Origin of the sequence: Streptomyces paradoxus (assembly GCF_014202475.1) — a bacterium.
GTDB lineage: Bacteria > Actinomycetota > Actinomycetes > Streptomycetales > Streptomycetaceae > Streptomyces > Streptomyces paradoxus.
This window is the reverse complement of the sequence record NZ_JACHGV010000002.1, coordinates 291,698-306,491: the sequence shown is the minus strand read 5'-3', so window position 1 is coordinate 306,491 and position 14,794 is coordinate 291,698. Positions and strand designations below refer to the sequence as shown.

The window sequence follows — 14,794 nt, the reverse complement described above, 5'->3', positions numbered from 1 at the left end:
GCGGTCTCTCCTTACGAGGGGATCTCGGGACGGGCGGGCGCCGGGTCAGGCGTGCACGCGGTTGAGTACGGATACGACGGCCTGGAGGACGGCACCGTCCGGCCGGTCGGCGAGGGCGACGCCCCACCAGGTCCGCCCGCCGGCCGCCAGCTGCGCGTACGCGGCGGTGCGCGACGCCGTGCGGGAGGCCGGTCCCGCCGGGGTGCGGGGGTGCTCGCCGCCGGTGAGCGGGTGCTGCGTCAGGTCGAGCAGATCGGCGGGTATGCCGGCGGCCGTGAGGGCTCGGGCGAGCGCGACGGCCGGGTCGGCGCCGCTGCCGGAGAGGGCCAGTTCGGTCCCGCCCCGTACCGTGAGCAGGGCTCGCAGGTCGCTGCCCGCCGGGCCGTGCGACACCTCGTAGTCCTTGAGCGTCAGGTACGGGTCCGCGGGCTCCAGGTACTCCGTGCTGAAGATCTCCCACAGCCGCCGGGAGTTCAGTTCCGTACCGTCGCGGTCGGCCGCCCGCTGAACTCGTTCGGCCAGCTCGCGGCTCAGTTCGCGCGGCAGGTCGAGGCCGTAGGAGCCGCGCAGCACATGGGTGATCCCGCCCCGGCCGGACTGGCTGTTGACGCGGACGACCTCCTCGTAGTCGCGTCCGACGTCCTTGGGGTCGATCGGCAGGTACGGCACCTGCCAGGCGGTCCGGGACTCCGGCTCGCCGGCCTCCTCGGCCCGCCGGGCCATCGCCCGCAGCCCTTTGGAGATCGCATCCTGGTGGGTGCCGGAGAACGCGGTGTACACGAGGTCGCCGGCGTACGGGTGCCGGGCGGGCACGGGCATCTGGTTCGCGGCCTCGACGGTCCGCCGGATGCCGTCGATGTCGGAGAAATCCAGCTGCGGGTCGACGCCCTGGCTGAACAGGTTGAGCGCGAGGGTGGCGAGGCAGACGTTGCCGGTCCGCTCGCCGTTGCCGAACAGGGTGCCCTCGATCCGGTCGGCCCCGGCCAGCACGGCCAGTTCGGCGGAGGCGACGGCGGTGCCGCGGTCGTTGTGCGGATGCACGGACAGGATGATCGACTCACGCCGCTCCAGGTTGCGGTGCATCCACTCGATCTGGTCCGCGAAGACGTGCGGGTGGTCGGTCTCGACCGTGGTGGGCAGGTTGAGGGTCACGGGTCTGTCCGGACTGGCGTCCCACAGCGCGGCGACGGTGTTCGACAGGCCGAGGACGTACTCCGGCTCGGTGATGTTGAAGGTCTCCGGCGAGTACTCGAAGCGGAGCCGGGTGCGGCCGGCCGCGTCGGCGCGGCGCAGCACGTGCTCCGCTGCCATGACCGCCATCCGCTCGACGTCGGTGGTGGTCATCTGGAAGACCACCTCCCGCCAGAGGCAGGCGGTGGCGTGACACAGGTGCACCATCGCCTGGTCCGCGCCTTCGATCGCCTCGAAGGTGCGGTCGATCAGCTCGGGGCGCGCCGGCGTGAAGACGCTGATGGTGACGTCGTCCGGGATCCGGTCCCCGGTGATCAGCTCGCGCAGGAAGGAGAAGTCGGCCTCGCTGGCGGAGGGATATCCGACCTCGATGTCCTTGAACCCCATCCGCACCAGCAGGTCGAACAGCATGGTCTTGCGCCGGATGTCCATGGGGTTGGCCAGGGACTGGTTGCCGTCCCGGAGGTCGACCGAGGCCCACAGCGGGGCGCGGTCCACGGTGCGGCCGGGCCAGTCGCGGTGTTCGGGGACACGCACCGCAGGGGTGCGGCGGTAGCGGTGGAACGGCATGGCGGAGCCGCGCTGGGTGTTCCACCACGGCTGGTCCGGGCCTGCCGGGCCGGACGGGAAGACGAGACGGGGCAGGAGCGACAAGGGCGTTTCGAACATGGCTGCCCTCCAAGGGGTCGGAAGGTTCGTTCGCGGCGCGCGTCCTGGCCTGGGGCACGCCGAGGAGCGCGCCCGGCAGGGGACGAACAGAGGGAACCGAGCAGGGGAAACGTTTCGGCACCGGGCGGGTGCACGGGCCGGGCGGGCGGTCAGAAACGCGCGGCGGCCAGCCTCCCGGCCAGCAGCCCGGCCAGGGTCCGGGCGGACTCGCCGGTGATCACGGAGTGGTGGTTCACGCCGTCGAGCCAGAGCTGCCGGGGCGTGTGCCCACCGCCGCTGTCGACACCGCCGCCGTCCGCGCCGGCGCCCAGTGCCTCGTCGAGGGGCACCAGTTCGGGGAACGCGTCCCGTCCGGTGTCGCGGGCTCGGACCATCGTCAGCCGGTCGGCGACGGTGCCGCCGCGAGCCCGGTGGGCCGACAGGATCGTGTAGTTGTTGGCGTAGACCGTGTAGATCCGCTCCAGCTCCGCACCCTCGACGGGGCTCCCGAGGACTCCGGCCGCGCACAGGGCCTGCTGGGCCGCGGCCAGCCAGGACGCCCGGTCCGCCCCCGACGCCCGCTCGGGCACCAGCGCGCCGACGTCGGCGCCCCGCGCCAGGTCCGAGAAGAACCCGGTCACCCGCTGCCGCTCCGCGGCCGGCTCGCCCGCGGCGGCACCGGTGAAGGAGTCGACGGTGGTCACGGAGACCACCGGGCGGCCCGCCGCCTCCAGCAGCTCGGCCAGCTCCAGGGCCACCGTCCCGCCCATCGACCAGCCCGCCAGGTGGATCCGGGCGTCCGGCATCTCGTGCAGCAGCCGGTCCCGGTAACCCGCGGCCATCTCCGCGACGCTGCGGGCGCACGGCTCGCCCGGCAGCAGGCCCAGCGCCCGCAGACCGTACACCGGCGCCCCCGAGGACCGCGGGTTCCCGTCGAGGGCGTGCAACAGCTCCTGGTAGCAGAGGATCTCGCCGCCCACGGGGTGCACCAGCACCAGCCGGTCCTCGCCCGTGCCGTCCCGCAGCGCGACCAGCTCGGAGCCGCAGCCGTCGGGGCCGTCAGCCGCGGTGTCCGCCGCCAGTTCCGCCGCCTGGTCGGCGACGGTCCTGGCACGCATGAGCGTGCCGAGCGGCAGGGCGCTGCCGAAGGTGGTGCTGATGCGGTGGAACAGCCGTACCGCCAGCAGGGAGTTGCCGCCGAGCTCGAAGAAGTCGTCGGTGACCCCGCGGACGTCCGGACCCAGCAGGTCACGCCACAGGCTGAGCAGCGCGGCCTCGGTGGCGGTGCGCGGCGGGGCCGCCCCCGACCGGCTCCGCGGAGAGCGTGCGTCCGGCAGCCGCTCCAGCAGCGCGCGGCGGTCCACCTTGCCGTTCGCGCTCAGCGGGATCGCGTCCACCGTGACGACGGCGGCCGGAACCATGTAGGAGGGCAGTTCGGCCGCGAGCGCGCCGCGCAGCCGGTCCGGGTCGGGCCGCGTGCCGGGCGCCGGGGTCACGAAGGCGGCCAGATACGGCTGGGACCGGGTGCCCGCGACCAGCGCCACCGCCCTGGCCACCTCGGGCCGGCCCGCCAACCGGGTCTCCAGCTCGCCGAGCTCGATCCGGTGCCCGCCGATCTTCACCTGGTCGTCCTCGCGGCCGAGGAACTCCAGGATGCCGCCGGGCCGGTAGCGGGCCCGGTCACCGGTGCGGTAGAGCCGCTCCCCGGTGGCGGGGTGGTGCAGGAAGGAGCCCTTGGTCAGGCCCGGGGCGTTGTGGTAGCCGGCGGCCACGCCGGTGCCGCCTATGTACAGGTCCCCGGGGACCCAGGTGGGTGCGTCGGCGAGGTTCGCGTCGAGCACGTGCATGGTTTGGTTGGCGAGCGGATGCCCGTACGGCACGCTCGTCCAGCCCGCCGGCTGTTCCTCGGTCCAGAAGTAGTTGGACCAGATGGCGGCCTCGGTGGCGCCGCCCATGGCGACGACCCGGGCGCCGGGGCACACCTGGGCGATCCGCTCCAGCAGCGGCACCGGCACCCAGTCGCCGCTCAGCATGATCAGGCGCAGCGAGCCGAGCAGCTCCGCCGCGCGGTCGCCGAGGTACTCGAGCATGAGGTCGAACAGCGCGGGCACCGAGTTCCACACGGTCGCGCCGTGCTGCCGGCACAGCGCCCCCCACGCCTCGGGGTCGGGTACGCCGCTCTCCTCGGGCATGATCACGCTGCCGCCGACGCCGAGCAGGCCGAAGATGTCGAAGACGGAGAGGTCGAAGGCGAGCGAGGAGACGGCGAGCACCCGGTCTTGTGAGGTGAGCCGGAACCGCTGGGCCAGGTCCCGCAGGGTGTTGACGGCGGACCGGTGCGAGAGCACGGCGCCCTTGGGGGTGCCCGTGGACCCGGAGGTGTAGATGACGTAGGCCGTACGGTCCGGGCCGGCCGGTGCGACTGGTGCGAAGGCCTCAGGTTCCTCGGTGTCCGCGGGGACGGGGAGGACCGGGGTCGCGCAGCCCTCCGCCGATCCGACCAGGGCCACCGCCCCGCTCTGTTCGAGCACCGTGTCGACGCGGGCCGCGGGCCAGCTCATCGACATCGGCAGGTACGCGGCTCCGGCCCGCAGCACGCCGAGTACGGCGATGACCTGCTCGGGGGACTTCGGCAGCCGCACGGCCACCAGGTCGGTGCGCTCCGGGTCGCGGCCGACGCCGGCCCTCAGCAGTCGCGCGGCCAGCGCCCGGGAGCGCCGGTCGATCTCCTGCCAGTCCAGACATCGCTCCCGGGTCAGGACGGCGGGAGCGGTCTGCCGCCGGGCGAAGGACTCCTCCACGCAGGAGTGCAACTCGCCCCCGGGCAGCGCCAGGCCGGTGTCGTTCGCGCGGATGCGGTCGGCGAGCTGGGGCTGCGGCAGCGGTGCGGGGTCGGTCCGGCTCCACTCGTGGAGGTCGCCGGCGAGCGCCAGCAGCCGGGCGTGGTGGTGTTCGGCCAGGTCGTCCACGAGACCGTCGGGGTAGGCGGCGGTGTCGTGGTCGAAGTTGCAGACCAGCCCGCCGTCCTCCTCGTACACCTGGTGGTCGAGGCGCACGGTCGGGGTGCTGAGGGCGCTGTGGACGAGCCGCGCACCGGGCAGCGGGAGGAGGTAGCCGTTGGCCGAGCCGCTCGCCAGGCCCAGCGCCGAGCTGAACACGACGGGCGCGGGATTGCCGGTGCCTCCGGTACGCCGGTTCATCGCCCGGCCCACCTCCACGCCGGAGACCGCGACGGCGGCGAGGTCGGTGTAGAAGGCACCCATGCGGGCGCGGCTGCGCTCCGCGAAGGAGCCCTCCCCGGCCTCCACGCCGACCAGCACGGTGCTCGCGGCGCATCCCCAGAAGGGCTCGCCGCCAGGCTCCGGAGTCCGTTGGGAGGCGAGCACGGTCAGCGTGCCGGCGCGCCCGCCGGACCAGCGCAGCAGGCAGTCGGTGTAGAGACCGAAGAGCGCGGCGCTCGGCGACATCCGCATGGCCGCGGCGTTCCGCTGGAACGCCCGCCAGGTGTCCGGCTCCAGGCGGTGGGCCCGTCGCCGCAGCGGCACCGACGGCGCCCCGGCGGTGTCACCGGCGGGGCGTCCCGGCAGGTCCACGGCGGGCGGCAGGGTCTCCACCCGCGACTCCCAGTACCGCAGAGCGCCCCGGAACGCCTCGGAGTCCTTGGCCTGTTCCCGCTCGCCGACGAAGTCGTGGAAGGACTGCACGGAAGGGCTCGGCCGGTAGTCGGGGTCCGCGTAGCAACGCCCGATCTCGGCGTAGAACAGCGGAGTCGTGACCCCGTCGAACACCGTGAGCCGGAGTGCCGTCTGAAGCCGGGACGTGCCGTCGGGAAGCAACACGAGACGGAATAGAAAGGGGCATCCCGCAGCGTGCGGCGGAATATCGACGGAAAGTGTCGAGCGTAACCTCTCAAGGCGCTGAAGAGCATTTTCGGGGGAGTGCCCCGTGAGGTCGGTCACAGATACCAGCGGAATGCATTCCGAGTCGGCGGCGTAATTCTGCATTCCCTCCGGATAAATCCGGAGGCGCAGTGCCGGGTGGGTTTCCCGGAGTCTGGCCAGAGCCTCGTGGAGCCGCTGCGGGTCAGGGGTTGAACCAGCCCTGAACTGGTACTCCTGGTAAAGGAGAGCTGGTGCCGGAGCATCCGCTCCGCCCTGCTCCCCTACGAAATAGGCGTGCTGAAGGTCGGTCAGAGGAAAAGAGGCGACGCCCTCATCCACGTGAAATCCCCCGAAAATATCGACAGAACGGGTAACTCGAACGCGGCGAATCAACGCGTACGTGAAACCGACGACCCTTGCAATGTCATCGTCTGGGTCGACGCTACTCGACCGGTTCTGGCGTGGGCAATGACGGATCCATCATCTGAGACGGCCGCAGCCGGAAAGTCGCCAGAGCAGCCGGATTGCCTCGCCTGTCTTGTTGAAGTGCGAAGAAAAACCGGGCGCCCCGCCCGTAAAACACCCCCGGGCCGGAAGAATTCTGCCGGTCCGAATGCGAAACGCCCGCCGAGCGGTGTCGGCGGGCGGCTGGGCGAGCGGGTCGTGTCAGGGAACGCCGGCGAGCCGCAGCAGCGCCGCCGTGCCCGCCGCCGCCAGCACGACGACGAGGAACGGCGCCTTGCGCCAGGCGAGCACGCCGCCGACCAGGACTCCGATCGGCCGCGCGGCGCCGGCGAAGGCGTCCTCCTCGGTGAGGGCGGTCGTGGCGGCCAGGGCGGCGAGCAGGACGACCGCCGAAACCTCCAGCAGCTTCTCGGCGCGCTCAGGGAAGGTGACCCTGGCCCGCAGGGCGGGCCCCGACAGGCGGAGCAGGAAGGTCCCGGCCGCCAGGGCGAACATCGCCACCAGTGCCGGCAGCATCGGTATGGAGTCGCTCACCTCATGGCCCCTTCCTTCGCCTTGACTGTGAACAGGGGCAGCGCGGCCAGAGCGATCAGGACCGGCAGCCCGGCCGGCAGGAACGGGGTGACTGCCAGCGCCAGCCCGGCACCGGCCAGCGCGGTCCGCGGCAGGGTCCGCTCCTTCATCGCGGGCAGGATCAGCGCCACGATCACCGCGGGGAACATGGCGTCCAGGCCGAGGGCATCGGTGTCCCGCACGACACTTCCGAGCAGCGCGCCCAGCGCGGCACCGACGGGCCAGCAGACCAGAATGCCCAGACCGCAGAGCCAGTACGCGGCCCGTCTGCGCTCCGGCTCGTCCTGGGCGATGGCGAACACGACCGTCTCGTCGTTCATCAGGTGCGTGCCGAGCGCTCCGCGCCAGCCCCGCCCGAGGACATCGGGTACCGCCAGACCGAACGGCAGATGGCGGGCGTTGACCAGGAGCCCCGCCAGCAGTGCGGCGATAGGGCTGCCCCCGGCGGCGATGATCCCGACGAACAGGAACTCGGACGAGGCGGCCAGGACGAGCGCCCCCATCAGGACGGGGAACCACCAGGCGAATCCGGAGGTGACCGCGATGGCGCCGTACGACAGGCCGATCACTCCGACGGCCAGGCAGACCAGCGCGATGTCGCGCAACAGAGCCCCGTCCAGAGTTCTCCAAAACGAACGCATGACGTTTATACTGAACGGACTGAGCGACGTTCGTCAAGCCGAACGAATGACCATTGGAGCGAACACGCCGTGTCCGACGCCGCCCCCACCCTCAAGCCACCGATCGAAGTGATCGCCGCGTCCCTGCGGGCGGAACGCGTCCGGGCAGGGCTCTCCCTCACCGAGGTCGCCCGCCGGGCCGGGCTCGCCAAGTCCACGCTCTCCCAGCTGGAGTCCGGCGCCGGAAATCCCAGCCTGGAGACGCTGTGGGCGCTCTGCGTGGCCCTGGAGATCCCCTTCTCCCGGCTGCTGGCCGTCTCCCGGCCGCAGGTCCAGGTGATCCGGGCGGGGGAGGGGCCGGCCATCGGATCGGCCCAGAGCAACTACCGGGCCACCCTCCTCGCCGCCTCCCCGCCCGGAGCCCGGCGGGACGTCTACAGCGTCACCGCCGAGCCCGGACCGCAGCGCTCCTCCGCCCCGCACATGCCCGGCGTCGTGGAGCACGTCGCGATCAGCACGGGCCGGGCCCTGGTGGGCACCGCCGACGAGCCGGTCGAACTCCACCCGGGCGACTACATCTGCTATCCGGCCGACGTTCCGCATGTCTTCCAGGCCCTGGAGCCAGGCACTCGCGCGGTGCTCGTCTCCGAGCACCACTGAGCGCCTGGCTCCGCCCGCCCGTCCCGGCACGGCGGTCTCAGGGGTCCTTTCACTCAGTGCCCCATGCCCAGACCGCCGTCCACCGGCAGGACCGCGCCGGTGACGTAGGCGGCGTCATCGGAGGCGAGGAACCGCACCGCCGCCGCCACCTCCTCCGCCTGGGCGCTGCGCCCGAGGGGCACCCGGCCCAGCATGGCGGCGCGCTGCCTGTCGTTCAGCGCCTTGGTCATGTCCGTCTCGACGAACCCGGGCGCCACCACGTTGCAGGTGACACCCCGTGAGCCGAGCTCGCGGGCCACGGACCGGGCGAAGCCGACCAGGCCGGCCTTGGATGCCGCGTAGTTGGTCTGCCCGGCCGCGCCGAGCAGGCCGACCGCCGAGGAGATCAGCACGATCCGCCCCCGCCGCGCCTGCACCATCTCCCCCGCGGCCTGCCTGACCACCCGGAAGACGCCCGTCACGTTGGTGTCCAGCACGTCCGCGAAGTCCTTCTCGGTCATCCGCAGCAACAGCTGGTCCCTGGTGATGCCGGCGTTCGCCACCAGGACCTCCACCGGCCCGTGCGCCGTCTCCACCTCCTTGTACGCCTGCTCCACCTGCGCCGCGTCGGTGACGTCGCACCGGACGGCGAGGCAGCCCAGCTCAGTCGCGGCCCGCGGTGGCTCGCCCGTACGGTAGGTCAGCGCGACCTCGTCGCCGGCCTGTGCGAAGGCCTGGGCGACCGCGAGGCCGATGCCCCGGTTGCCTCCCGTCACGAGGACCGATCGGCTCATGATTCCCACTCACCCTTTCTCCACGGTGACCCGGACCCGGCCCGGCGCCGGTCAGGCGATCTTGTGAACCCAGCCGAACGGGTCCGGTAGGGTGCCGGTCTGAATGCCCGTCAGCTCTTCGTGCAGCCGCGAGGTGACCGGACCGCGCACCCCGCCGCCGATCGTCCAGTCGCCGTCCACGCTCCTGACGAAGCCGACCGGCGTGACCATCGACGAGGTGCCGCAGGAGAACACCTCGGTCAGCGCGCCCGACTCGGCGTCGGCCCGCCACTGCTCCACGCTGATCCGGCCCTCCTCCGCCCGGTAGCCGAGGTCGGCCGCCAGCGCCAGCACCGAGCTCCGGGTGACACCGGCCAGCAGCGTCCCCGACAGCTCGGGGGTGACCAGCCGGTCGCCGTAGACGAAGAACAGGTTGCTGGTGCCCATCTCGTCCACCCAGCGGCGTTCCGCGGAGTCCAGCCACACCACCTGGTCGCAGCCCTTCTCGCGGGCCTGCGCCTGGGCCACCAGGGTGCCCGCGTAGTTGCCGCCGCACTTGGCCTCGCCGGTGCCTCCGGGAGCCGCCCGCGTGTAGTCCTGCGAGAGCCACACCGTGAGCGGTTTCGCCCCGGCCTTGAAGTAGGAGGCCGCCGGAGAGGCGATCACCATGAACCGGAAGGAGGCGGAAGGGCCGTAGAAGCCGATGGTGTGCTGGGTGGCGATCATGAACGGCCGCAGGTACAGGCTGTGCCCCGGGCGGTCCGGGACCCAGTCCCGGTCCGTGGTGACCAGGAGTTCCAGGGCCTCCACGAAGGTTTCCCCGGGCAGCTCCGGCATCGCCATCCGCGCGCAGGAGCGGTTGAGCCGGGCCGCGTTGTCGTACGGGCGGAAGGTCACCACCGTGCCGTCCGGGCGCCGGTAGGCCTTCATGCCCTCGAAGACCTCCTGGCCGTAGTGGAAGACCTGGGCCGACGGGTCGAGCATGAGCGGCCCGTAGGGGTGCAGCCGGGCGTCGTGCCAGCCGCGCTCCCGGTCCCAGTCGATGCTGATCATGTGGTCGGTGAACACCTCGCCGAAGGCGGGCGCATCGAGCAGGGCGGCCCGCTTCTCGGCGGACAGCGGTACGGCCGGCTCGGTGGTGAAGGTGATGGTCATGGGTGTGCTCCGAGGCAGGAATCGAGGTCACAACGGGGTGTTGGCATGCTTGCGGGACGGCTGTTCCGCGTGCTTGGTCCGCAGCATCCGGAAGGTGCGGGCCAGCACCGACCGGGTCTCGGCGGGGTCGATCACGTCGTCGACCAGCCCGCGCTCGGCCGCGTAGTAGGGGTGCATCAGCTCCGACCGGTAGTCCTTGACCATCCGGGCCCGCAGGGCCTCCGGGTCGTCGGACTCCGCGATCTGCTTGCGGAAGATGACGTTCGCGGCGCCCTCGGCACCCATCACCGCGATCTCGTTGGCCGGCCAGGCGTAGGACAGGTCGGTGCCGATCGAGCGGGAGTCCATCACGATGTACGCCCCGCCGTACGCCTTGCGCAGGATCACCTGGACCCGCGGCACCGTGGCCTCGCAGTACGCGTACAGCAGCTTCGCCCCGTGCCGGATCACCCCGCCGTGTTCCTGGTCCACCCCGGGCAGAAAGCCCGGCACGTCCACCAGGGAGAGCAGCGGGACGTTGAAGGCGTCGCACATCCGCACGAAGCGGGCGGCCTTCTCACTGGCCCTGATGTCCAGCACCCCGGCCAGGGCGATCGGCTGGTTGGCGACGATGCCGACCACCTCGCCGGCGATCCGGGCCAGTCCGCACAGGATGTTGGGGGCCCAGCGCTCGTGGACCTCCAGGAAGTCGCCGTGGTCAACGACCTCCTCGATCACCCGGCGCATGTCGTACGGCAGTTTGCCCTCGGCCGGGACCAGGTCGAGCAGTGCCTCGCCGCGCCGGTCGGCCGGGTCCGTGCCCGGGGTGAAGGGCGGGACCTGCTGGTTGTTGGACGGCAGCAGGGACAGCAGGTAGCGCACCTCGCTCAGGCAGGTCCACTCGTCGTCGTGCACGAAGTGCGCCACGCCGGACAGTTCGGCGTGCGCGTCGGCGCCGCCGAGCCGTTCCTGCGTGACGTCCTCACCGGTGACGGCCTTCACCACGTCCGGGCCGGTGATGAACATCTGGGAGGTACCGCGCACCATGAACACGAAGTCGGTCAGCGCGGGCGAGTACGCCGCACCGCCCGCGCACGGCCCAAGGATCACCGAGATCTGCGGAATCACCCCGGAGGCCCGCACATTGCGCTGGAAGATCCCGCCGTAGCCGGCCAGGGCCGAGACGCCCTCCTGGATCCGCGCCCCGGCCCCGTCGTTGAGCGACACCAGGGGCGCACCGGCCGCGATGGCCATGTCCATGATCTTGTGGATCTTCTCGGCGTGCGCCTCGCCGAGCGCCCCGCCGAAGATCCGGAAGTCGTGCGCGTAGACGAACACGGTACGGCCCTCGACCGTGCCCCAGCCCGTGATCACACCGTCCGTGTGCGGCTTGCGTTCTTCGATCCCGAAACCGACGGCCCGGTGCCGGCGCAGCTGCTCCACCTCGGTGAAGGACCCCGCGTCCAGCAGCAGGTCGATGCGCTCACGGGCGGTCAGCTTGCCCTTGGCGTGCTGCGCGCGGGTCGCTCGCTCGCTGGGGCCGCGCCGCGCCAGCTCCTTGGCCGCGTGCAGTTCGGCCACCCGCGCCCCTGCGCTCGTAACCGGCTCCTGGCCGGTGAGTTCCTGCTGGACGGTCATCTGCTCTCGCTCTCCTTCCGGGGCCGGCCGGCCGGCAGGTGCGCCGGCCGGTCTCACAGCGCGGTTTTCACCGGTACGGCCGCGCGGCACAGCTGACGGTGCGCCCCCAGGCCGGCCACCTCCGCCTCCACCACGTCACCGGACCGCAGGAACGGCTGGTCGGGGCGGCCCAGGGCGACCCCGCCGGGCGTCCCGGTCAGCACCACGTCGCCGGGGTGCAGCACCATGAACTGGCTCAGGTACCAGACGAGGTGGGCCACGTCGTGGACCATGTCGGCGGTGGACCCGTCCTGCATCAGCCGGCCGTTGACCCGGCAGGTCAACCGCAGCCGCTGCGGATCGCCCGCCTCGTCCGGGGTGACCAGCCAGGGGCCCAGCGGGCTGAACGACTCGAACGACTTGCCCTTCACCCACTGGCCGCCGCGCTCCAGCAGCCAGCTCCGCTCCGATACGTCGTTGGCGGTGGCGTAGCCCGCGACATGGGCGAGCGCGGCGGCGGGGTCCGGGAGGTACTGGGCGCGCCGGCCGATCACCACCGCCAGCTCGACCTCCCAGTCGGTCTTCTCCCCGCCCGGCGGCAACAGCAGGTCGTCGTACGGGCCGACCAGCGTGGTCGGCGCCTTGCTGGAGACGATCGGCTCGTCGGGCAGGTCCAGGCCGGCCTCGGCGGCGTGCATGCGGTAGTTGAGCCCTATCGACAGCAGGTGCCCGCCCGGGCGGACGGGCGGACCGAGCCGCTCGGCATCCGGGTCGACCGCCGGCAGCGCGCCGGCCTCCCGCTCCAGCCGGGGGCCCAGCTCCCGCAGCACGTCCGGGTCCAGAGCCGCGCCGGTCCAGTCGGGCACCCACGCCGACAGATCCCGGACGACCGAGCCGGGGCCCATGGCGCAGGGCCGCTCCTCGCCCGGCGGACCGATCCGCAGCAGCCGCATGTCAGCCTGCCGCCGGGGTGCCGTCGGCGTACTTCTCGAAGAAGCGGATCTCCTCGTCGGTGAGCCGCCGGGGCCGGCCCGCCGCGTAGTCGAACGGCGCCATCACGGTCGAGGCGGTGGCGTACACGGTGTCGCCGTCCTTGACCGCGTAGTCGATGGCCACCGTCGCCGACTGCAGGTCGGAGACCCACATCTCGATCTCGACCGGCTCGTGCCGGTGCACCAGCTGCCGCCGGTAGCGGATGGCGTGCTCGACGACCACCGAGCCGTCCCGGAAGAAGGCATCTCCCTCGGTCGGCGCCATCCGGAAGATGAAGTCGACCCGGGCCTCCTCCAGGTAGCGCAGGTAGGAGACGTTGTTGACGATCCCGTAGACGTCCATGTCCGACCAGCGGATCGGGCAGTAGTAGCTGTGCCGGGCCATCGCCGTGTCAGCTCCCATCGGGTGTGCGGGCGGCGGCCGGGCCGAAGGCGCCGGTCCGCTGCTGGAAGGCGGCCACGTAGTCGTCCGCCGCGATCGGCGCCCGCAGCAGCTCCGGGGTCAGGTTGAACCCGCCGATGAGTGTGTCGGCGTACGGCCGGAGCTCCGCGCACAGCGCCTCCGCCTCCGCATCCAGCCGTTCCACCTGCTCGGCCGTCAGCGCACCGCGCGCCAGGAACCAGCCGGCGTCCCGCCCCACCTCGGTCAGCCCGTACAGCGCGGCCAGCGGGCCGAGGGCCGCCCGCGCCGTCTCCTCCCGCGCCTCGTCCACGGCGGCGGCGAAGCTCTCCAGGGCGGTGCGCACGCCGCGCACCCGGGCCATCTCCAGGCCGGAGTTGATGGTGCCGTTCCACGCCTCGAAGTACGTCCGGTCCCGGGAGTCGTCCGCCATGGACGCCCGGGCCGTGCGGAGCAGCTCCTGCTCCCGGTAGCGCAGGGCCTCCACCAGGAACCGCGGGTCCCGCAGGTCGCGGCCTTGCGGGTCGGGCGCCGTGCCCGGCTCCTCGTCGTCGCCGCCCTGCGCGATGATCTGCCCCGCCGTGGTGGCCAGCAGCACCTGGTTGTCGCCCTCCGCGGTGACCAGGCCCTGGAGCAACGACCCGTAGTCCGCGATCCGGTTGACGCTGAAGATGCCCTGGGCTCCGCAGCGCTCCCGGCAGGTGGCGATGACCTCGGTCATCTCCCAGGTGGACAGGGCCTTGGTGATCGACACCAGGTGGTTGAGCTCGGCCGGCACGGCGTCCTGCGGGGCTCCCGTGAACTCTGCCTTGGCGTGGTTGAGCAGCAGCGTCATCGCGTACGTCTTCGCCAGCGCGGTGAACAGCGCGCGCTGGTGGCTGCGGTACTCGATGACCGGCAGGTCGTTGCGGCCCGGCGCGTTGGTGAGCCGCTGTGCCGCGTAGCGCAGGGCGATGTACACACTGGCCCTGCCTGCCCCGGTCGCCGCGCTGGAGACGCAGAGCCGCCCGGGCAGGATCCGGCTCATCGCGCGCAGGAACCGCTTGCGCTGGTTGCCGGAGGCCGGGCGGAACACGCCGTTCTCGTCGAAGCCGCCCATGTCGCCGTGGAGCAGGTTGCGGCGCGGGATGCGCACGTGGTCGAACCAGGTGAGGCCGTTGTCCAGGCCCTGCACCGGCTTCTCCGGGCACGGAGCCGCGTGAACGCCCTCGCACAGCCCGTTCCCGTCGCTGATCCGGACCAGGAACGGGAACACGCCGTGGTCCTTGCCGTCCGCCTTCAGCCGGGCCATCACCATGGCCAGCTTCGGCACGTCCTGGAACCCGCTGTACGACATGTACTTCTGCGCGAGCGCGTCGGGCGTGTTCAGCACGAACGTCTCGGTCTCGGCGTCGTAGACCGCCTCGGTGCGCAGGGCCGCCACGTTGTTGCCGTAGCCCAGCTCGGTGGCCATGTACGGGCTGAACGAGTCCAGGCGGTCGAGTTCGTCGAACAGGTCCTTCAGGTCGTCCCGGGCGCCGTGCTCCACGACCGTGCCGAAGGCGAGGTTGTAGTGCACCATCAGCAGCGAGAACGTGGAGACGTCCACCAGCGAGGGCCACTCGGCCAGCGCGAACAGCCGCCAGGGGTCGGCCAGGATCTCCCGCGGGCGCTCCAGCCCGGCGTGCACGGCCCGCGACCGCTCGTAGGCAAGTTTCCCGGCCTCGGTCATGGTCAGCCCCTCGCGGGGGTCGAACAGGGGGTCCAGCAGCAGGTCGTGAAGGTCCTGGTGGGTCTGCTCGTACCTGCCGTCGAAGAGCAGCCGGGACAGGTCGGCGGAGGCCGACAGGGTCATCTGTAGATCCTTTCCTGCGGTTCGTTT

11 protein-coding genes are annotated in these 14,794 nt (G+C 72.0%); 1 reads left to right on the top strand and 10 read right to left on the bottom strand.

Features of this window, described 5'->3' with window-relative positions; all coding sequences use genetic code 11:
• Nucleotides 1–45 precede the first annotated feature (45 nt).
• The 4 genes from HNR57_RS06370 to HNR57_RS06355 form a co-directional block, all read right to left on the bottom strand.
• Complete coding sequence (locus HNR57_RS06370) at nucleotides 46–1,860, bottom strand: 2-isopropylmalate synthase (RefSeq protein WP_184557452.1); 1,815 nt, start codon at nucleotides 1,858–1,860, stop codon at nucleotides 46–48.
• 149 nt (nucleotides 1,861–2,009) lie between these two features.
• On the bottom strand, nucleotides 2,010–6,059 hold the full coding sequence (locus HNR57_RS06365; protein WP_184557449.1) for a non-ribosomal peptide synthetase: 4,050 nt from the start codon (nucleotides 6,057–6,059) through the stop codon (nucleotides 2,010–2,012).
• Nucleotides 6,060–6,386: 327 nt separating this feature from the next.
• Complete coding sequence (locus HNR57_RS06360) at nucleotides 6,387–6,701, bottom strand: AzlD domain-containing protein (RefSeq protein ID WP_184558845.1); 315 nt, start codon at nucleotides 6,699–6,701, stop codon at nucleotides 6,387–6,389.
• A 14-nt stretch (nucleotides 6,702–6,715) separates the two neighbouring features.
• Nucleotides 6,716–7,399 (bottom strand): AzlC family ABC transporter permease, encoded by a 684-nt coding sequence (locus HNR57_RS06355; RefSeq protein WP_184557446.1) that lies wholly within the window; start codon nucleotides 7,397–7,399, stop codon nucleotides 6,716–6,718.
• Nucleotides 7,400–7,468: 69 nt separating this feature from the next.
• Between HNR57_RS06355 and HNR57_RS06350 the strand changes: the two genes are divergently transcribed.
• Nucleotides 7,469–8,038, top strand: coding sequence for a helix-turn-helix domain-containing protein (locus HNR57_RS06350; protein ID WP_184557443.1), 570 nt, complete (start codon nucleotides 7,469–7,471; stop codon nucleotides 8,036–8,038).
• Nucleotides 8,039–8,091: 53 nt separating this feature from the next.
• Here HNR57_RS06350 and fabG read toward each other — a convergent pair whose 3' ends face one another.
• From fabG to HNR57_RS06320, 6 genes are read right to left on the bottom strand one after another with little or no spacing between them, the layout of a single operon-like run.
• Nucleotides 8,092–8,811, bottom strand: a complete 720-nt coding sequence (fabG, locus tag HNR57_RS06345) for a 3-oxoacyl-[acyl-carrier-protein] reductase (RefSeq protein WP_184557439.1) — start codon at nucleotides 8,809–8,811, stop codon at nucleotides 8,092–8,094.
• A 51-nt stretch (nucleotides 8,812–8,862) separates the two neighbouring features.
• The gene (locus HNR57_RS06340; RefSeq protein ID WP_184557437.1) at nucleotides 8,863–9,945 is read right to left on the bottom strand and encodes a branched-chain amino acid aminotransferase; all 1,083 of its coding nucleotides are present in this window, start codon (nucleotides 9,943–9,945) and stop codon (nucleotides 8,863–8,865) included.
• A 27-nt stretch (nucleotides 9,946–9,972) separates the two neighbouring features.
• Entirely contained in the window at nucleotides 9,973–11,562 is a 1,590-nt protein-coding gene (locus HNR57_RS06335) for an acyl-CoA carboxylase subunit beta (protein WP_184557434.1), read from the bottom strand.
• A 53-nt stretch (nucleotides 11,563–11,615) separates the two neighbouring features.
• Nucleotides 11,616–12,494 carry a fumarylacetoacetate hydrolase family protein gene (locus tag HNR57_RS06330; protein ID WP_184557431.1) on the bottom strand — a complete coding sequence of 293 codons (879 nt, stop codon included), beginning with the start codon at nucleotides 12,492–12,494 and terminating at the stop codon, nucleotides 11,616–11,618.
• A gap of 1 nt (nucleotide 12,495) precedes the next feature.
• Nucleotides 12,496–12,918 (bottom strand): acyl-CoA thioesterase, encoded by a 423-nt coding sequence (locus HNR57_RS06325; RefSeq protein ID WP_184558843.1) that lies wholly within the window; start codon nucleotides 12,916–12,918, stop codon nucleotides 12,496–12,498.
• Nucleotides 12,919–12,925: 7 nt separating this feature from the next.
• Nucleotides 12,926–14,767 (bottom strand): acyl-CoA dehydrogenase family protein, encoded by a 1,842-nt coding sequence (locus HNR57_RS06320; RefSeq protein ID WP_184557428.1) that lies wholly within the window; start codon nucleotides 14,765–14,767, stop codon nucleotides 12,926–12,928.
• Nucleotides 14,768–14,794: the final 27 nt, after the last annotated feature.